The sequence below is a fragment of the Gordonia sp. UCD-TK1 genome, from assembly GCF_001691435.1.
GTDB lineage: Bacteria > Actinomycetota > Actinomycetes > Mycobacteriales > Mycobacteriaceae > Gordonia > Gordonia hongkongensis.
Genome location: NZ_LZMP01000011.1, coordinates 78,723 through 96,353, shown reverse-complemented (window position 1 = coordinate 96,353; position 17,631 = coordinate 78,723). Strand labels below are relative to the sequence as shown.

General features: G+C 67.8%; 18 protein-coding genes. 5 read left to right on the top strand and 13 right to left on the bottom strand.

Annotation, left to right across the window (positions count from 1 at the left end):
* Positions 1–427 (bottom strand): DUF2505 domain-containing protein (locus A9310_RS08325; protein WP_065630161.1); only part of this gene is annotated, 427 nt, incomplete at its 3' end.
* 38 nt (positions 428–465) lie between these two features.
* Between A9310_RS08325 and A9310_RS08320 the strand changes: the two genes are divergently transcribed.
* Positions 466–1,560 carry a UDP-N-acetylmuramate dehydrogenase gene (locus tag A9310_RS08320; protein ID WP_065630160.1) on the top strand — a complete coding sequence of 365 codons (1,095 nt, stop codon included), beginning with the start codon at positions 466–468 and terminating at the stop codon, positions 1,558–1,560.
* A 13-nt stretch (positions 1,561–1,573) separates the two neighbouring features.
* Here the strand turns inward: A9310_RS08320 and A9310_RS08315 are convergent, their stop codons facing one another.
* The 6 genes from A9310_RS08315 to A9310_RS08290 all read right to left on the bottom strand — a co-directional run bounded on the left by A9310_RS08315 (position 1,574) and on the right by A9310_RS08290 (position 7,179).
* Positions 1,574–2,689, bottom strand: coding sequence for an alpha/beta fold hydrolase (locus A9310_RS08315; RefSeq protein ID WP_065630159.1), 1,116 nt, complete (start codon positions 2,687–2,689; stop codon positions 1,574–1,576).
* A 58-nt stretch (positions 2,690–2,747) separates the two neighbouring features.
* Positions 2,748–3,566: a MerR family transcriptional regulator gene (locus tag A9310_RS08310; RefSeq protein WP_065630158.1), complete on the bottom strand. Its 819-nt coding sequence runs from the start codon at positions 3,564–3,566 to the stop codon at positions 2,748–2,750.
* A 6-nt stretch (positions 3,567–3,572) separates the two neighbouring features.
* Positions 3,573–3,896, bottom strand: coding sequence for a DUF2516 family protein (locus A9310_RS08305; protein WP_058251270.1), 324 nt, complete (start codon positions 3,894–3,896; stop codon positions 3,573–3,575).
* 68 nt (positions 3,897–3,964) lie between these two features.
* Positions 3,965–5,167, bottom strand: coding sequence for a heparin-binding hemagglutinin (locus A9310_RS08300; RefSeq protein WP_065630157.1), 1,203 nt, complete (start codon positions 5,165–5,167; stop codon positions 3,965–3,967).
* A gap of 3 nt (positions 5,168–5,170) precedes the next feature.
* Complete coding sequence (locus A9310_RS08295; protein WP_065630156.1) at positions 5,171–5,692, bottom strand: helix-turn-helix domain-containing protein; 522 nt, start codon at positions 5,690–5,692, stop codon at positions 5,171–5,173.
* Between the two features lie 146 nt (positions 5,693–5,838).
* Positions 5,839–7,179 (bottom strand): DUF445 domain-containing protein, encoded by a 1,341-nt coding sequence (locus A9310_RS08290; protein ID WP_058251273.1) that lies wholly within the window; start codon positions 7,177–7,179, stop codon positions 5,839–5,841.
* A 41-nt stretch (positions 7,180–7,220) separates the two neighbouring features.
* Here A9310_RS08290 and A9310_RS08285 point away from each other — a divergent pair, with 41 nt between their 5' ends.
* From A9310_RS08285 to A9310_RS08275, 3 genes are read left to right on the top strand one after another with little or no spacing between them, the layout of a single operon-like run.
* Complete coding sequence (locus A9310_RS08285) at positions 7,221–8,048, top strand: TetR/AcrR family transcriptional regulator (RefSeq protein WP_175401099.1); 828 nt, start codon at positions 7,221–7,223, stop codon at positions 8,046–8,048.
* Positions 8,048–8,872, top strand: a complete 825-nt coding sequence (locus A9310_RS08280; RefSeq protein WP_065630155.1) for an SDR family NAD(P)-dependent oxidoreductase — start codon at positions 8,048–8,050, stop codon at positions 8,870–8,872. The genes A9310_RS08285 and A9310_RS08280 overlap by 1 nt, the downstream gene beginning before the upstream one ends.
* Positions 8,869–9,720, top strand: a complete 852-nt coding sequence (locus tag A9310_RS08275) for a PPK2 family polyphosphate kinase (RefSeq protein ID WP_065630154.1) — start codon at positions 8,869–8,871, stop codon at positions 9,718–9,720. Before A9310_RS08280 ends, A9310_RS08275 begins: the two co-directional genes overlap by 4 nt.
* Before the next feature lie 195 nt (positions 9,721–9,915).
* On the opposite strand, the gene A9310_RS08270 is transcribed toward A9310_RS08275, so the two are convergent.
* Entirely contained in the window at positions 9,916–11,109 is a 1,194-nt protein-coding gene (locus tag A9310_RS08270) for a benzoate/H(+) symporter BenE family transporter (protein WP_065630173.1), read from the bottom strand.
* A gap of 73 nt (positions 11,110–11,182) precedes the next feature.
* On the opposite strand from A9310_RS08270, the gene A9310_RS08265 reads away from it, so the two are divergent.
* Complete coding sequence (locus A9310_RS08265) at positions 11,183–11,707, top strand: helix-turn-helix domain-containing protein (RefSeq protein ID WP_065630153.1); 525 nt, start codon at positions 11,183–11,185, stop codon at positions 11,705–11,707.
* 90 nt (positions 11,708–11,797) lie between these two features.
* On the opposite strand, the gene A9310_RS08260 is transcribed toward A9310_RS08265, so the two are convergent.
* The 5 genes from A9310_RS08260 to A9310_RS08240 all read right to left on the bottom strand — a co-directional run bounded on the left by A9310_RS08260 (position 11,798) and on the right by A9310_RS08240 (position 17,585).
* Positions 11,798–12,736: a hypothetical protein gene (locus A9310_RS08260; protein WP_065630152.1), complete on the bottom strand. Its 939-nt coding sequence runs from the start codon at positions 12,734–12,736 to the stop codon at positions 11,798–11,800.
* 211 nt (positions 12,737–12,947) lie between these two features.
* On the bottom strand, positions 12,948–13,733 hold the full coding sequence (locus A9310_RS08255; protein WP_058251419.1) for a hypothetical protein: 786 nt from the start codon (positions 13,731–13,733) through the stop codon (positions 12,948–12,950).
* A 288-nt stretch (positions 13,734–14,021) separates the two neighbouring features.
* Entirely contained in the window at positions 14,022–14,888 is an 867-nt protein-coding gene (locus A9310_RS08250; protein WP_065630151.1) for a 3-hydroxybutyryl-CoA dehydrogenase, read from the bottom strand.
* A 163-nt stretch (positions 14,889–15,051) separates the two neighbouring features.
* Positions 15,052–16,347 carry an isocitrate lyase gene (aceA, locus tag A9310_RS08245; RefSeq protein ID WP_058251280.1) on the bottom strand — a complete coding sequence of 432 codons (1,296 nt, stop codon included), beginning with the start codon at positions 16,345–16,347 and terminating at the stop codon, positions 15,052–15,054.
* Positions 16,348–16,814: 467 nt separating this feature from the next.
* Entirely contained in the window at positions 16,815–17,585 is a 771-nt protein-coding gene (locus A9310_RS08240; RefSeq protein ID WP_065630172.1) for a hypothetical protein, read from the bottom strand.
* Positions 17,586–17,631 lie beyond the last annotated feature (46 nt).

Genomic DNA, 17,631 nt, shown 5'->3' with positions numbered 1-17,631 from the left:
AGGTGTCGGTGAATCTCCCGCCGAACAGCGGGAGATTCACCGACACCTCGGCGCGGTTGTCGGTGGTCGCCGGGTCACCCGACGTCACGGTGGTGCCGGTGACATCGACCGGCACTGGTGCCCCGTCGACCGTGGCATGCGTCTCCCCCTCGATCCGGTCGCCGACCAGGCGGTATGTGTTCTTGCGCGGGATTCGGAGGTCGCCCGGCATGACCTTGGTGACCGCGGAGGGCAGCTTGTCGGCGGGAATGCCCTGCTGGATCTCGACGGTGACCGTGTCCTCGCCGATGGTCACCTTCTCGACATGCCCGTGCCCGGAGTTCATGCGCTCGACGAGGTCGTGCCAGTACTTCTCGGTGGTGTAGATCGCCCACAGACGCGCGGTGGAGAAGGGATAGGACACCGTGTGCTGCAGCTTGCTCGCCATGATGAGAACGCTACCGCCCGCCGGTTAACGTTGAGGACGTGACCGACACGCAGGCGCCGCTGAGCGCGCCCCTCGCCGAGCTGACCACCCTGCGTCTGGGTGGGCCCGCGCGCGAGATCATCCGCTGCGAAGAAACCCGCACCATCGTGGAGACCATCCTCGACCTCGATGCACGGTCCGAGCCGGTCCTCGTCGTCGGCGGCGGTTCGAACCTCGTCATCGGCGACGCCGGGTTCGACGGGACGGCGGTCGTACTCGCCAGCGGCCGCGTCGAGTTCGGTTCGGGCCGTGAGTCGGGACGGCCGCACGTGGTCGCCGACGCCGGCGTGGGCTGGGACCAGCTGGTCGCCGCGACGGTCGACGCCGGTTTCGGCGGACTCGAGTGCCTCTCCGGGATCCCCGGCGCGGCCGGGGCGACCCCGGTGCAGAACGTCGGGGCCTACGGCGTCGAGGTCGCCGACATCCTCCGATCGGTTCAGGTCCTCGATCGACGCTCCGGCAACCTGCGGTGGGTCTCCCCCACCGAGCTCGGTCTGGGCTACCGGACCAGCAACCTCAAGCACCGGCACGACTTCGTGGTCGTCGCGGTCTCGTTCTGGCTCAACGACGATCGCGTGAGCCAGCCGCTCCGCTACCGCGAACTCGCGACCCGCGTGGGGGTCGAACCGGACGATCGGGTCGACGCCGCCACGGCGCGTGCAGCCGTGCTCGACCTGCGCGCGGGCAAGGGCATGGTGCTCGACGCGACGGACTTCGACACCTGGAGCGTCGGTTCGTTCTTCACCAACCCGATCGTGCCGGGCGATGACGCCCCGGCGGTGCTCGACCGGATCGCGGCCCGCGTCGGCGACGACGTCGCGATCCCCACCTATCGCGCGGGCACCGATGACACCGACGCGGCGATCAAACTGTCGGCAGGGTGGCTGATCGAACGGGCGGGCTTCCACCGTGGACACCCGGGCCCGGACGCGGCGGTCCGACTCTCGACGAAGCACACTCTGGCGCTGACCAATCGGGGCGCCGCGACCACCGCCCAACTCCTCGATCTGGCTCGCGAGGTCCGCGACGGCGTCGTCGAGGCGTTCGGGGTGACATTGCGGCCCGAACCGGTCCTGGTCAACTGCAGTCTGTGACGGGAAAGACCGGTCAGACCGACTGGGGGTCCTTCAGATCCGCTGTCTCCCGGGAACTCTCGGCGACGACGTCGTCGAGCAGGGCGTTGAAGCGTTCGGCGGCCTCGATGCTCGACATGTGTCCGACGCCGTCGTAGACGACCAGCTCTCGCAGCGAACCGTTGCGGCGCAACACCTCGGCGATCTGCTCGGCGTGTACCTGCGGGGTGAGCCGGTCCTCGGTGCCGACGACCACGGTGGTCGGCACCGTCAACGCCTCGAGTCCGGCGGTCACATCGAGCTTCCCCATCGCCGAACCCCACCCGGCCCGAGCGCGCGGCGGGCACGAGCCGATCATCTCGTCGACGAACTCGACGTGCGCCCGGCGGGCGTGCGGCCCGAGGGCGATGTAGTGCGAGAAGCGGACGCCGTAGGACGTCTTCGGGATCGGAACCGGGACCGAGGTGATCATCCTCGCGGCGGCCGGCGCGAACGGTTTGGCGTACGCCGGCAGATCGACCGGGATCAGCAGGTGGTTGTCCATGACCGCCTTGGCGGCGGTCGAGACCAGCACCACCGACGACACCAGCGACCCGACCTTCTCGGGGTATTGGGCCGCCCACGACATGATGGTCATGCCGCCCATGCTGTGTCCCACCAGGATTGCGCGGCGACCGGCCGGCACTGCCGCCTCGAGCACCGCGTCGAGGTCCTCACCGAGCATGGCGACGGTCGGTCGGCGGTGGCCGCGCTCACTGCCACCGTGGCCGCGCTGGTCGTAGGTGACGACCCGGCGGGAGCCGCCCTCGGAGGCGGCCAGGTGGTTGATCTGCGGGTACCAGTAGGCGGTGTTGCAGGTCCAGCCGTGGACCATCACGATGACGTCGCCGGTGTCGTCGGCGCCGGGGCCGTCGGGGTCACCGTAGACCTCGACATTGAGCCGGGCCCCGTCCGCGGTCGGGACCTGGAGACGTTGCGGGGCGTTGTCCGGGCGGGTGAGGAGATCGTCCGGGCCGTCGTCGACGGCGAATTCGGCCTGCAATGCCTCGCGCGCGAGTCGCGCGAAGACGGTTCCGACTCCCAGCGCGACCACGCCCGCCCCGATCGCGGTGGCAACGCTGCCCGCACTGGCCACTGACTTCGTGTTCATCCGGCACTCCTCACCTGTCGAGGACCTCACTGGTCCTCTGCGAGGCACCGAATCCGGCTCAGCGCCCCGTCTCGGGGTTCAATGTACCAACGTCCGTTGTCTCATAGTCCGCCTGTGCCGGCTCTGACTCCTCGTCGGCGGGCAGGACCGGCGGGGGCACCTCGGCGTCGAAGTAGGTCGCCGCCTCCCCGATCGCCTTGGAGATCTGCTCGTCGAGCGCCTTGCGGAACGTCGTCTCGACGATCTCGTGGGCGATGGGCCGAACCGTCTGGATGAGGTCGGCCATCTCGCTGACGCCGGCCTCGCCCAGGTCGGGGAGGTTCTCGTCGAAGTACTTGTCGGTGATGATCGAGACGAAGCTGGTGGCGACATCTTCGAGGTCTTCCTGAACGCGGACCCACCGGTCGAGCAGGACATCGATGTCGACCCCACTCTTGACCAGGATTTCGGCCCCCTCGAGCAATTCCGGGTTGCGAATCGCGTAGTGCGCGCCGTCCTTCGCCAGCAGTCCGAGCTTCTGGCTGAGCGCGATCGACCGGTCGCTGGCGTTCAGCGTCTTGCGCAACTCGGTGATGGTGATCGTCGCCGCGCGCTTGAAGTTGCGGAACCGGCCGCCCTTCGGTGTGCCGCGCAGGATCTGCTCCACCCGCATGCCGTGATGCGCCGCGTGCAGCAGCTCACTGATGGTGGCGAAGGTGTAACCGCGCTCGAGCATGCGCGAGATCAGGTTCAGCCGGACGAGGTGCTGGTCGGAATACCAACCGGCGCGTCCGCGAATGGTGGGCGGCGGCAACAGTCCGCGGTCCTGATAGACCCGGATGTTGCGAACGCTGACCCCGGACGCCTCCGCCAGGTCGTTGATCCGATACTCCGCCACGATGCGTCAGGCCCTTTTGCTGAACCAGGACTTGCCCTGGATGTCGTCGACCCGTTTGCGTACGTCGACGAGGTAGACGAGCATCGCGACCACTCCGATGATGCCCAGGAAGTTCACCGCACCGAAGAACCAGATGAACAGGGTCGCGGCGGCGAGGATCGAGACCCAGATGACCTTGCTCTGCCGATCCACCGCCGGGAAGGCGTCGGGCCGCTGGATGGCGGCGTGGATGAGCGCGACGGTCGAGGCGATGCCCGCGACCACCGTGAGGGTCAGCATGATCAGACTCTGGCCGTAGGCCATTACGCTGAAGAAGTCCACGTCGAACACTGTAGTCGCGCGAGTGCCGTTTGCTGCGACACCCTACGACGCGGTGCGGTCACCCGGCCCGTCGACGATCATTCGGCGCCGGGAGACGCCTTTTTCGCCGGGGCCTTTTTGGCAGCAGCCTTCTTGGCCGGGGTCTGCTTCGCGGCGGCCTTTTTCGCCGGGGTCTTCTTGGCCGCGGTCTGTGTGGTCGCAGCCTTCTTCGCCGGAGTCTTCTTTGCCGGGGTCTTCTTCGCCGGGGCCTTCTTGGCGGCGGCCTTCGCGGCAGCCCGCTCGGCCGGACCCTTGACGGCGGCGGCCTTCTTGGCGGGCGCCTTGGCCGGCGCCGCCTTCTTCGTCGCCGCCTCCTTTGCCGCCGCCTTCTTCGCCGGAGCGCTCTTGGCCGGGGTTTTCTTGGCCGGCGAACTCTTGGCCGGGACCTTGGTCGCGGGAGTCTTCGTCGCCGGGGCCTTCTTCGCCACTTCTTTCGCCGGCGATGCCTTCTTCGCCGCTTCCTTGGCCGGCGCCGTCGTGACCGCGGCTTTCTCGGCGGGTGCCGCCTTCTTCGCCGGTGCCGCCTTCGTCGCGGCCTTCGCCGGCGGAACGATGTCGCCTTCCGACTTCACCGGCGGCTCGGTGCGTGGCTTCTCGTCGCGGGGCGCGTCGTCGGCCCGGTTCGCCAACTTCAGCGCACGTTCGCCGACCGCCCGCGTCTGCTCGGAGATCGTCCCCAGCGCGTCTTCGGTGAGACCGACGGCGTCGTTGTACACCTTCTCGAGCTTCGGCAGGTTCTCGCCGACGAGCGGTTGTGACTTGAGCTTCTCCACCGCCTCGTCGCGTCGTTCCGCCAGCGCGGTCAGCAGTCCCGCGGCCACCGCGAGGTACGCCTCGGCCACCTTGCGCAGCTCCTCCGGGGAGAACCGCGCCTTCAGATCCTCGATCTCGGCGGGCAATTCGACCGGCAGCGCCGACAGTTTGGTCCTCGCCTCCTCGAAGATGGCCAGTGCCGTGGCGAGCGCCTCGTCGATCCGGGCCTGGGCGTCGTCCCGCGAACCGGTGATCCGCGCCTCGAGCTTGGACTGTGTCGAACCGACCGTCTCGACCAGCTTCGACTGGGTGTTCTCGACGGTCTCGGCGATCTTGGATTGCGCGTCGGCGACCTTCGCCTGGGTCGACCCGACGGTCTCGACGAGCCTCGTCTGGGCTTGCTCGCTCGCGGCCTCGCCGCGCTCACGTACGTCTGCGAGCAAGGCAGCCACCTGCCCCACGGCTGTGGTCAACGGGTTCTCGCTCATCAACTACTCCTTGCCGGTCGACTCGATCGTGTTCTCTTTCCGGAACGACTCGTAGATCTCCAGCAACATCTGCTTCTGACGTTCGTTGATGGAGTCATCTGCGATAAGAGCATCACGGACCGGGCTCGCGGGCCGTTCTTCGAGTATCCCCGCCCGCACGTACAGGACCTCGGCCGACACGCGGAGACCCTTGGCGATCTGGGCGAGCACTTCCGCCGACGGTTTCCGCAGGCCGCGTTCGATCTGGCTCAGGTAGGGGTTGCTCACGCCCGCCCGCTCGGCGAGCTGGCGCAGCGAGACCTTGCCCGCGACCCGCTGGGACCGGATGAACGCACCGATGTCCTGGGCCGCGTTGGCGACGGCCTCGACCGCCTCCACCGCGATGGGGGTCGTCGAATCAGGGTCGTCGCCGGCCACCTCGGCGCCGGAAACGCGGTCAGCAGTGGAGCTTTCACCCGGTGCGGCGGAGTCGGCGACCGAGGCGTGGTCCGCGCCGGGGGACGCTTCATCCTTCTCGGACTGCATCAACGCTCCGTTCTCATGGTGGGGCCCGACGTTCGGCGATGTGTCCGACTTTCGGCCCGTTCTCCCAGTATCAACACCAGTGCTAGCCCGTGCAAGCACACAGCAAACTCCCGGTTCGACGCCGCGAACGATGCGGCGACGATGCGTCAGGAGAAGATCAGCACCGAGGTGGAGTAGATGACGAGCCCAGCGAGTGCGCCGACGACGGTGCCGTTGATCCGGATGAACTGCAGGTCGCGGCCGACCTGTAGTTCGATCTTGCGGCTCGTGTCATCGGCATCCCAACCACGCACGGTCTCGGTGATGACCGAGATGATCTCCTGTGAGTAGTTCGCGGCGACGTGGTGCGCGACCCGCGCCACCCAGCCGTTCATCTTCTCCTGCAGCGGCCGGTCGTCGCGGACACGTTCCGCGAGTTGGATGATGGAGTCCGACAAAGTGTTCCGCAGCGTGCTGTTCGGGTCCGACAGCATCTCCTCGATGACGGCCTTGCCGGTCTGCCACGCCGTCGACGCGGCACCGGTCACCTCGTCGCGCCCGACCAGTTCGAGCTTGAGAGCCTCGAACTTGGCGATCATCTCGGGGTCGTGTTGCAGATCGTCGGCGAACTTCTCCACGAATTCGTGCATGGCACGCCGTAATTCGTGATCGGGATCCACTCGCACCTTGTAGGTGAAGTCGACGAGCTCGCGATAGATCCGGTCCCCCACCAGACTGTTGACGAACTTCGGCGTCCACTGGGGTCCGTCCCGGTCCACGACCCGATCGATCAGATCCTGGCTGCCGACCGCCCATTCATGAGCCCGGTCACACAGCAGCTGGAACACCGGCTCCAGACGATCCTCGGCGATCAGCTGTTCGAGGATGCGGCCGGTGGGCGGCGCCCACTGGGGTTCGGCCGCCCACTTCAACGCGGCCTGGATGAGTTGTTCGACGTCCTCGTCGCGCAGCATCTCCGCGGCGAGCTTGATCGCTCGGGCGGCTTCGCCACTCACCCGCGGCGCGTTGCGCGGGTCGGCGACCCACGTCGACAACCGTCGGGGCAGATCCAGCTGCTCGGCTCGGTACACCACCACGTCGGGCGTCATGAAGTTCTCTTCGATGAAGCCGCCGAGTTGTTCGCCGATGTCGTCCTTCTTCTTGCGGATCAGGGCCGTGTGCGGGATCGGGATGCCCAGCGGGTGGCGGAACAGGGCGGTCACCGCGAACCAGTCGGCCAGCGCGCCGACCATCCCGGCTTCGGAGGCCGCGCGGACGTAGCCGACCCAGGCCGCGACGTCGGCGCCGTCGCGATGCTCGAGGTAGCGGGTGAACAGATACACGATCGCGGCGAAGACCAGGAAGCCGGTGGCCACCGCTTTCATCTTGCGAAGGTCCCTGCGTCTGCCCTCGTCGCCGGCGCTGTTCCCGCCGAATCCGGGCGCGGACGCCGTGGCCGGCGGACCGTCGTGCTGACCGGCGACTCCTGGGATGACTGTCGATGCCATGGAACCAGTGTCACCCATCGAGCGACTACGCTGGCTGCGTGATGGCCAACCGCCCGAATCCCGCCGCGGCCGCGCGCGCCGCAGTGGCGGCCGCGGCCAACGTGACGCGCGGGCTGGAACAGGTCCTGACGACGGTCACCGAGTCGGTCGCCGAGACCGGCGCCAAACCCGACGGTCGCAAACAGCGGTGGGAGAAGCACAAGCTCGCCCGACGCACCGAACTCACCGACGGTGTCATCGCCGCGGTCCGTGAACTGGGCGCCGACGTCGGCATGGACGAGATCGCCGCCCACATCGGCGTCTCCAAGACCGTCCTGTACCGCTACTTCGCCGACAAGAGTGACCTCGGCGTCGCGACGACGGTCCGGTTCTTCGAGACGACGATCTACCCGCGACTGACCGAGGCCATCGCCGACGATCTCGACGAGTACACGCTCACCCACACCATCATCGGGGTGTACGTGCACGCCGTCGACGACGAACCGCAGCTGTACCGGTTCGCCCTGGCCAGTTCGCCCACCTCGTCACCGGCGCCCGCCGATTCGGTGCGTCTGGTCACCCAGTTGGTGATGGGGAACATCCAGCTGCGGATGGCCGAACGCGGCGCAGATACCACCGGCGCCGAGCTCTGGTCGCACGCGCTCGTGGGCGGTATCCAGCACGTCGTGGACTGGTGGATGACCAAACGCACCCTCAGCGCCGACGAAGTCGTGGATTATCTGACCATGATGGTCTGGAGCGCGGTCGTGGGTGTCTGGCAGGTCAACGGGTCCCGGGAGAAGTTCCTGGCGGCGCCGCCTGCGCTCTTCGATCCCCCACCCGCCGACCCCCTGCCCGCCGATCCCGCCTCCGGGACCCCCGGCGCCTGATGACGCGCGTCGCTCTCGTCACCGGCGGCAGTCGCGGCGTCGGGTACGGCATCGCTCGTGCGCTCATCGACGACGGGTGGACGACGTATGTCACGTCGCGACAGGGGACCGGCCCCGACGGCGCCCGCGCGCTGCCCTGCGATCACACCGACGACGCCGCGGTGGCCGCGGTGTTCGACGAGATCACCTTCGGCGCAGGCGGTCTGGATCTTCTCGTCAACAACGCGTGGGCCGCGCCGAAGGGTTTCGGCGGGTTCTCCGACCCGTTCTGGAAGCGACCGGTCGACGACTGGGACACCCTGATCGGCGTCGGACTGCGAGCGCATTACGTGGCCTCGGTGCACGCGGCCCGGCTCATGACCGACGCCGGCCGCGGACTCATCGCCAACATCTCGTCGTTCGGCTCGCGCGGCCATCTGCACTCGGTCCTGTACGGGATGAGCAAGACCGCCCTGGACAAGATGGCCGCGGACATGGCGGTGGAACTGCGGGGCACCGGCGTCAGCTCGATCTCGTTGTGGCTCGGCCTGATCCGCACCGAGCTGTTGCTGTCGCTGGGCGTCGACGAATTCGCCGGTTTCTCGCTCGCCCGCGCGGAGGACCCCGAGTTCGTCGGCCGGGTCATCTCCCGGCTGGCGGCCGATCCCGGGCTGTCCGACCTCAGCGGCCGCACGCTCGTCACCGCCGAACTCGGTTCCGCCTATGGGATCGTGAACAACGATGGCACGCGGCCGGATTCACATCGCATGGCGTTCGGTGGCGGGCCGCTGTTCCCACCCCCGGCCGAGCCGGCGCCCGCATCCGACCCCGAGAGGACCCCATGACCGCTGGTTGGACCACTCCCGCCGCCGATGCCCTGCGTGTCGGGGCCATCGGGCCGATCGCGTCGTTCGACCCGGAGACGACGCCGGGCTTCGACGGCGACAAGGCCTCCGGCACGGAGTTGCTCGCGCAGCGCGGCGAGGTTCTCGCCGATCTCCAGGAGTTGTTGTACGCCAACGGCCGGGCCGGTGACCACCGCTCGGTTCTGCTCGTGCTGCAGGGCATGGACACCGCCGGCAAGGGCGGCATCGTGCGCCACGTGGGCGGGATGATGGACCCACAGGGTCTGTCGATCAAAGGGTTCGGCAAACCCACCAAAGAGGAGTTGCAGCACGACTTCCTGTGGCGTATCCACCGCGCCCTGCCGCCCGCGGGCCGGATCGGGATCTTCGACCGGTCGCACTACGAGGACGTCCTGCCCGTCCGGGTGCACGATCTCGTCCCGCAGTCGGTGTGGGAGAAACGCTACGACCTGATCAACCAGTTCGAGTCCGAACTCGTCGCCGGCGGGACCACCGTAGTGAAGTGCTGCCTCGTGGTGTCGAAGGACGAACAGAAGAGCCGCCTCGCCGCGCGCCTCGAAAGACCGGACAAGTACTGGAAGTACAACCCGGGCGATGTCGACGAACGCGGCCACTGGGACGCCTATCTCGAGGCATATCAGGCGATCTTCGACCTGACCGACCGCGATTCCGCACCGTGGTTCGTCATCCCGTCGAACCGCAAGTGGTTCGCGCGCCTCGCGGTGTGCGAACTGCTCATCGACGCGCTCACTCGCCTCGACCTCGATTGGCCCGCCGCCGATTTCGACGTCGAGGCCGAGAAGAGACGACTCGCCGCCGCGGACTGAATTTCCGCTCCCCAATCCGAAAGAGCCGCACACCAAGTGGTCCCTGATCCGAAAGAGCCACACACTTATTGGTCCCTGAGGTGCGAGCGAAGCGAGCCACGAAGGGTCTTCGCAACTCGCCTCGCCAGGCCCTTCGTGGCTCGTCGCTTGCGCTCCTCGCACCTCAGGGACCAGGGGTTATGCGGTTCTTTCGGATCAGGGAGCTAGAATCGGGCGCCGACTGAGCACCCCGTGCGCCGCCAACCCGACGACAAGCGCCCAGAACGCGCCGCCGATCCCACCGAAGGTGACGCCCGCGGCCGCGGTCACGAACGCCAGTGCCGCGGGAATGCGGAACTCCGGCTTCTCGAACGCCCCCATGATCGCGGCCACGAACGTGGCCAGGAGCGCAAGTCCCGCAACGGCTTCGAGCAGTCCGTCCGGCGCGATCGCCGTGACGACGACCAGCGCACCCGACAGCACCGCTAGTACGAGGCTCGTCGACCCCGTCGCCACACCGGCGATCCATCGCCGTGATCGGTCGGCGCCCGCCTCCGGACCCGCGGCCAGTGCCGCGGACAGCGCCGCGAGGTTGATGGCGTGCCCGCCGAACGGCGCTCCGAGTACGGTTCCCACGCCGGTCACGAACATCGCCGGACGCCAGGGCGTCTCATAGCCGAAGGACTTGAGCACGGCCACCCCGGGAACGTTCTGCGAGGCCATGGTGACGATGTAGAGCGGGACCGCCAGTCCAACGATCGCCGTCGCGTCGAAAGTCGGTGTCGTCCAGACCAACTGCGGCCACCACGTCTCACCCGCCCAGCCGTCGTATCCCTCGACGGCGAGGTTGACCCCGATCACGACCAGCGCGGTGACCAGCGCCAGTGGCAGCGCCCGCCGAGGCAGCCACCGCATCGCGAGGAGCCACACGACGAGGATCGGAAGTGTCGACCACGGTTGTGCGGCCAGCGACGTCATCGGCGCGAGGCAGAGGCTGAGCAGCACGCCGGCCAGCATGGCCTGGGCGATCGGCGTCGGAATCCGGCCGATGAGTTCGCCGAGTGCGGGGACCAGTCCGGTCGCGAGGATCAGCAACCCCACCACCAGGAACGCCCCGACCGCCGCCGCCCACCCGGCGTCGTAGGACGCACCCGCCGACACGAGGAGTGCCGCGCCCGGGGTCGACCACGCCAGTGTCACCGGTCGGCGGGTGCGCAGCGACAGCACAATCGATCCGAGTCCGAACAGAATCGTCAGCACGAGCAGACCCGACGCCGCTTGTGCCGGACTGGCGCCCACGGCCCGCAAGCCGGTGACCACCACGACGAACGACGAGGTGAAACCAACAAGCGAGGTGACGACTCCGGCGATGATCGGCTCACTGCGAGCCGGCGGCGCGGGACTGGTCATGTCGCGAGCATAGCGGTATCGTTCCGTAAACAGAACAGTGGTTGTCGGCAGCGACGGGAACGAGACGAGGACGATGACACCCGGCGAGGATCGACGACGCGCGGTCGGGGCCCGGATCTCCGCCATCCGAAAACAGCGGGGCCTGAGCCTGTCAGGCCTCGCCCGAAAAGCGCGAATCGGCAAGGGTTCGTTGTCCGAACTCGAAGGTGGACAACGAAATCCGACCCTCGACACGCTGTACGCCATCGCCGGTCCGCTCGGCGTGCCGCTGTCCGCCCTCCTGGGCGAGGAATCCGGAGTCGAAGGCGCCGGGCCCCACCTCGCCGCCCGGGTGCTGCACGTCGAGCATCACGACGACGGCTCGGTCACCGAGGTCTTCTGGTTGCGCGTCAGCCCCGGCGGAACCAGGGAGTCGCCCGCGCACGGGCCCGGCGTCGTCGAGCACGTACATGTCGTCAGCGGCCATCTCCGGGCCGGTCGCGCCGGCGAGGAACGCGCGGCGGGGCCGGGCGAATCCCTGCACTGGCTGTCCGACGTTGCGCACACCTACCGCAGCGACGACGGCGCGCTCGCGGTCCTCACCATCCGGACGCCCTGACCGGCGCCGTCGCGGAGTCTCGCTCCCGCGGTGCTGTTTCCGTCCCGCTGATCGGATCTCATCAGCGGGACGGAAGCGGGACCGCGGGACTCAGCTCATCAACTCGAACTTCTCCAGCCATGGCCGGAGCAGGCCGATGAAGGATCCGTCCTCGAGCATCGACCAGGTCCAGCGCACGACGACGGGGCCCAGCGCGCGGATCTCGTCCTCGCGCAGCTTCTCCTGCAGTACGACATCGGCCACGGTCTTCCCTGATGGCCGGAGGCGGCCGTATTTGACCATGCCGTCGAACTCCCCGACGAGCTTCGCCTCCCAGTCGAAGTCGACATGGTAGACGCCGCTCCGCCCACAGAACTCGTGTTGCAGTCGCGGAACCGGCAGGCCGGCCTCGATCATCTGCGCCCGACTCCACGATTCGCCGACACTTTCGGCCGCCCCATCGGCCAGTGCCAGCGCACGCCGAGCCACTCTGCCCCCCTGCCGACGACGAGAGGTGAGGATCCGCCCCATTAGCTCACGATCGGCGCCTGTCCGAAGTGCCTGGTCAAAGGCGGTGAGGGCCTGTGCGAAGTCGCCCCCGGCCGCTACATCGACAGCGGTTCGCTCAATTCTGGTGACGGGTATTCCGTCGACGACTGCGAGCTCGTCTGCCGTCAGGACGGCGGCGTGGACGTGACGATGCGTCGCGATGAATCCGCCGGCCTTCTTGCCGTTGGTGACGTGGACGCGTTCGGTCTCGGGCTTCAGCAGTGGAATGCCGAGCACCGCGGCGGCCGAGACGTGACTCAGCGGCAACTGCGGTGCGCTCGCCGGCTGTGACGTGGCGATCGCGACAGACTTGAGGCGGTGCAACTCCTGGTCACCTTCGTGCCCGGCGAAGTCGTCGGATGCCGGCACGTAGACGCCGGGGATGAGCCGGATCAGGTCGCCGGCGGATACCGCTGCAGCAAGCAGATTGTCGGAGAAAGCCGCATCGAGTGCGGCGCCGCGACGGATCAGACCGTAGCGGTCCAGTGGGTAGCTGGTCATCTCTGTTCGACGCAGCGGAGGGCGTTTCGGCTCCATCGGGTTTTCCCCAACCTTCCCGCGGTCCCGCTTCCGTCCCGCTGATCGGATCTCATCAGCGGGACGGAAACACCACCGCGGGACAGGGACCTCGTCCCGAGACAAAGGCGCCCCCCCACACACGACAACGCCCCCGCCGGAAGCGGGGGCGTTGTCGGATGCGACTGTGTGCGACTTACTTCGCGGTGGTCGGCTTCTTGACCGGGGCCTTCTTGGCCGGCGCCTTCTTGGCGGCGGTCTTCTTCACGGCCGGCACCGGGGTGTCCTTGGCCTCGGCGACCTTCTTGGCCGGCGAAGCCTTGGCGGCACGGCCCTTGGCCTCGACAGTGCCTGCGGCGCCGTCGATCTCCTTGGCCGCGTCGTCGGCCTGCTCCTTGACGCTGCTGCCGGCCTCTTCGATCGCGACGGCGACGTCCTCGACCTGCTCGCTCGCACGGCCGGCGAGCTTCGCCGCACGATCACCGACGAGGCGGGTCTGGGTCGACACGACGCCGAGGGCGTCCTCGGTCAGGTCGACGGCGTCGTTGTAGACCTTCTCGGCGCGCGACAGGTTCTCCTGGACGAGCGGCTTGGTGCGCAGGCGCTCGAGGGTGGCCTCGCCGCGCTCGGCGAGCGAGGTGTAGAAGCCGTAGGCCTTCTCGACGTAGGGGTCGGCGAGGCGCTTGAGCTCCTCGGCGGTCAGCTTGCCGCGCAGCTCGTCGAGGTCGCTCGGGACCTCCTCGGACAGCGAGCCGATGCGGGTCTTGGCCTCGTCGAAACGCGTCTGGGCGGTCTCGGGCAGATCCGTGATCAGGGTCTTGGTCTCGGCGTAGCGGGCCTCGAGACGCGACTGGGCGGTCTCGGCAGCAGCCTCGGTGCGCTCACGCAGTTCGGTCAGCTTCTCGGTCACCTGGGCGAAGGCGTAGTCGCCGGCGCCGACGGCGGCATAGAGGGGGGCGTAGTTACGTTCGGTGGTGGTCACAGTGGACTCCTTCGGTCGGGTCACCAATCGCGCTGCAGCACATGCGGTCTCGTTGATCTCGGCGACTTCGCCGGGCGCATGTCAGAACAATCCGTCGCCTGCCGCCTCGAAACGGTCGGTGTTGCAAGCCAATTCGATTCGGCTCACACCGCGCGAGATAAGGGAACCGCGGCGCCATCGGTATTGGTGTTTCCGATAACCAGTATCCACGCTGTGCTAGCAAATGCAAGCATCTTGCTAACACTCGTGACACACGTCACCCCAGAGGGCCCGCCGGACCGGCGTCGATCAGGCGTACCGGTAGAAGCCGTGGTCGGCCTTCTTGCCCAGTCGCCCCGCCTCGACCATGCGCAAGAGCAGCGGAGGCGGTGCGTAGAGCGGCTCCTTGAACTCCTCGTACATCCGGTCGGCGATGGCCTTGATCGTGTCGAGTCCGACCAGATCGGCCAGCTTGAGGGGACCCATCGGGTGCGCACACCCGAGGACCATGGCCTTGTCGATGTCGTCGACGGTCGCGACACCGCTCTCCACCATCCGGATGGATGAGAGCAGATACGGGACCAGCAACGCGTTCACGACGAATCCGGATCGATCGGCCGACCGGACCACCTGCTTGCCCAACACGTCGTGAGCGAAGGTCTCGGCGCGCTCGACGATCTCCGGAGCGGTCGTCAGGGTGGTGACGAGTTCGACCAGCGGGAGAACCGGTACGGGGTTGAAGAAGTGCATGCCGATGACGCGGGCGGTGTTCTGGGTTGCCATGCCCAGCTTCATGATCGGGATGGACGATGTGTTCGACGCCAGGACTGCCCCGGGGTCGGTCACGACCTTGTCGAGTTGGGCGAAGATCTCGGTCTTGACCACCTCGTCCTCGACGACGGCCTCGCACACGAGGTGGCGATCGGCGAAGTCGCCCAGGTCAGTGGTGAAGCGGAGTCGCATCGACGCCTGGTCGCGTTCGCGTTCGGTCAGTTTGCCGCTCGACACACCGCGATCGAGTGATCGGAGAATCCGGGCGCGACCGGCGACGACGAGTTCTCGGCTGTGCTCGTAGACGAGCACGTCGGCGTGGGCCCGCGCGCACACCTCGGCGATCCCCGCGCCCATCTGCCCCGCCCCCACCACGCCGACGCGGGAGATCTTCTGGTTTGTCATGTCGGCTCCTCGGGTGGAAACGTCCTCGGCAAGAACCGATTTCGCAAGAACATGGGTGACCCACCGGGCACGCGCCGAGCCCGGGATACGCCAACAGGCGGCCCGCAGCGAAAGCCGCGGACCGCCTGCCTGGTTCGCCTAGATCACGAAGGGGGGCGAGTTCCTAGTGGAACTGGCCTTCCTCGGTCGAGCCCTTGAGAGCAGCGGTCGAGGTGTTGGGGTCGACGGTGGTGGCGATGTTGTCGAAGTAGCCGGCGCCGACCTCACGCTGGTGCTTGACGGCGGTGAAGCCGCGCTCCTCGGCAGCCTTGAACTCGCGGTTCTGCAGGTCGACGAACGCCGACATCTGCTCGCGGGCGTAGCCGTAGGCCAGGTCGAACATGCCGTAGTTCAGCGAGTGGAAGCCGGCCAGCGTGATGAACTGGAAGGTGAAGCCCATGGCGCCCAGCTCGTTCTGGAACTTCGCGATGGTGCTGTCGTCGAGGTGCTTGCTCCAGTTGAACGACGGGCTGCAGTTGTAGGACAGCAGCTGGTCGGGGTACTCGGCCTTGACGGCCTCGGCGAACTTGCGGGCCAGCTCGAGATCCGGGGTACCGGTCTCCATCCAGATCATGTCGGCGTAGGGCGCGTAGGACTTCGCACGCTCGATGCACGGCTCGATGCCGTTCTTCACGTGGTAGTAGCCCTCGGCGGTGCGCTCACCGGTGACGAACTGCTTGTCGCGGTCGTCGACGTCGGAGGTGATCAGCGTCGCGGCCTCGGCATCGGTGCGGGCGATCACGACGGTGGGGACACCGGCGACGTCGGCGGCGAGACGAGCCGAGTTCAGGGTGCGGACGTGCTGCTGGGTCGGGATGAGCACCTTGCCACCGAGGTGGCCGCACTTCTTCTCCGACGCGAGCTGATCCTCCCAGTGGGTACCGGCGGCACCCGCGGCGATCATGGCCTTCTGCAGTTCGTAGACGTTGAGGGCGCCGCCGAAGCCGGCCTCACCGTCGGCCACGATCGGCACGACCCAGTTGTCGACCGAGTTGTCACCCTCGACGCGGGCGATCTCGTCGGCACGCAGCAGCGCGTTGTTGATGCGACGCACGACGCTCGGGACCGAGTTGGCCGGGTAGAGCGACTGGTCGGGGTAGGTGTGGCCGGACAGGTTCGCGTCACCGGCGACCTGCCAACCCGAGAGGTACACGGCCTTCAGGCCGGCGCGGACCTGCTGCACGGCCTGGTTACCGGTGAGAGCGCCCAGGGCGTTGATGTAGCTGCCGTCACCCTTGGTCACGCCGTCCCACAGGATCTCGGCGCCGCGGCGGGCGAGGGTGTGCTCCTCGACGACCGAGCCCTGGAGCTCGGCGACCTGCTCGGCGGTGTAATCGCGCTTGATGCCCTTCCAGCGCGGGTTGGTGTCCCAGTCCTGCTGGATCTCCGCGGCGGTACGGGGCTTTCCGACGTTGCTCATTGGCTGCTTCGCTTTCGTTGTCCTGCTCGTCCCGACCGGGGACCGGATCGGGGCGACGGCCCGGCGCGCCGCCGGAACCTCTCTGCTGACAGACAGCCGATGTCCTCGTCTGGGGTGTGTGATCGCGATCGGCGTCAGTCTCGGCCGAAGTTTGCGAACCCGTCGACTTGGTATCGGTGGTGCCTGCAGCAAGGGTGCCACAACACAAACCCGCAGGTCCAACCCTCGAAGCGTGTAAATATGGGTTATTTTTCGCCACCTGTTTGCAAAGTTTGCAAATATAGTTCTGTGAACGCAGGGTCTACTTCCGCCAAAAAGTACGTCCGTACTGGGATTTTCTACTCACGAGTAGTCGAGCCGATCCGTGGTCTCGGAGGCCCTCGGACCCCGACCTCGACGGCCGGATACCCGAAAGTGATGTCCATCACACCAGTGCGGCACGGTCCGCGGACAGCGGACGGCGGCCGTCAGGGTGTGGTGACGCGCTCGACGGCGGTCTCGAAGAGATCCGCGAACACCGACGGTTCGATCGGCTCCACCGGGATGGCCGGCGGATCGCTCGCACGGGTGGTCGCACCCGACACCGTCAGCTGCATCGTCACCGGCCCGGATGCCGGCCGGTCGAGCACGGCGTACCCGGCGAACCCGATCTGCCGCCGGACACCGCCATCGGGCAGGGTCGTCGTGACGTCAGATCGCGTGAGCAGCATCTGCTCCCCTGGCAGCAACCCGCCGTCGATCTCCGGCTGGGGCAGTTCGGTGTACACCGTGAGCACCCGACTGCCCGCCAGGTTGCCGGTGGTGATCTCCGTCGTGGTCCGAGAGCAGCGGCCGGTCGTGGTGAGCCGGTCGGCGTCGATGTCGCGCGATGCGGTGGTGACCAGTTCGACGAGGGTGCCCGTCGCGCCGTCACGGGCGGCCAGCACCGCCGAGTTGTCGGCGGTCAGCTGGTCGTTGAGCGCGGCGTCGGAGGTGGGCCGGCAGTACTCGGGCGTGACGCGCACCGATCGGGAGGCGTCGATGGCGGCCCGGTTCCCGGCGACGAGATCCACCACCGACAGCGGGGCGGAGGTGTACCCCGGCGGCAGCTGGGCTTCGGACAGCACGAGATCGGCGGGACCGCGGGGAGCCGTCGTCTCCCCCGGGTCGCCCGCGCACCCCGCGAGGCCGAGCGCCACTGCCACGACCGACGCGGCCAGCGCTGCCGGCGGGCGGCGTCGGCCGAGGAGGGGTAGCACGCGGTCACCGTACCCTGGGAACGACGCGCGACGCGGCAGCACCTGT

What these genes read in the sequence shown, in the direction of transcription:
- A9310_RS08315 (WP_065630159.1), bottom strand. Translation starts at nt 2,689, where the DNA reads ATGAACACGAAGTCAGTGGCCAGTGCGGGCAGCGTTGCCACCGCGATC.
- A9310_RS08300 (WP_065630157.1), bottom strand. Translation starts at nt 5,167, where the DNA reads ATGAGCGAGAACCCGTTGACCACAGCCGTGGGGCAGGTGGCTGCCTTG.
- A9310_RS08295 (WP_065630156.1), bottom strand. Translation starts at nt 5,692, where the DNA reads ATGCAGTCCGAGAAGGATGAAGCGTCCCCCGGCGCGGACCACGCCTCG.
- A9310_RS08290 (WP_058251273.1), bottom strand. Translation starts at nt 7,179, where the DNA reads ATGGCATCGACAGTCATCCCAGGAGTCGCCGGTCAGCACGACGGTCCG.
- A9310_RS08285 (WP_175401099.1), top strand. Translation starts at nt 7,221, where the DNA reads ATGGCCAACCGCCCGAATCCCGCCGCGGCCGCGCGCGCCGCAGTGGCG.
- A9310_RS08280 (WP_065630155.1), top strand. Translation starts at nt 8,048, where the DNA reads ATGACGCGCGTCGCTCTCGTCACCGGCGGCAGTCGCGGCGTCGGGTAC.
- A9310_RS08275 (WP_065630154.1), top strand. Translation starts at nt 8,869, where the DNA reads ATGACCGCTGGTTGGACCACTCCCGCCGCCGATGCCCTGCGTGTCGGG.
- A9310_RS08270 (WP_065630173.1), bottom strand. Translation starts at nt 11,109, where the DNA reads ATGACCAGTCCCGCGCCGCCGGCTCGCAGTGAGCCGATCATCGCCGGA.
- A9310_RS08265 (WP_065630153.1), top strand. Translation starts at nt 11,183, where the DNA reads ATGACACCCGGCGAGGATCGACGACGCGCGGTCGGGGCCCGGATCTCC.
- A9310_RS08260 (WP_065630152.1), bottom strand. Translation starts at nt 12,736, where the DNA reads ATGACCAGCTACCCACTGGACCGCTACGGTCTGATCCGTCGCGGCGCC.
- A9310_RS08250 (WP_065630151.1), bottom strand. Translation starts at nt 14,888, where the DNA reads ATGACAAACCAGAAGATCTCCCGCGTCGGCGTGGTGGGGGCGGGGCAG.
- aceA (WP_058251280.1), bottom strand. Translation starts at nt 16,347, where the DNA reads ATGAGCAACGTCGGAAAGCCCCGTACCGCCGCGGAGATCCAGCAGGAC.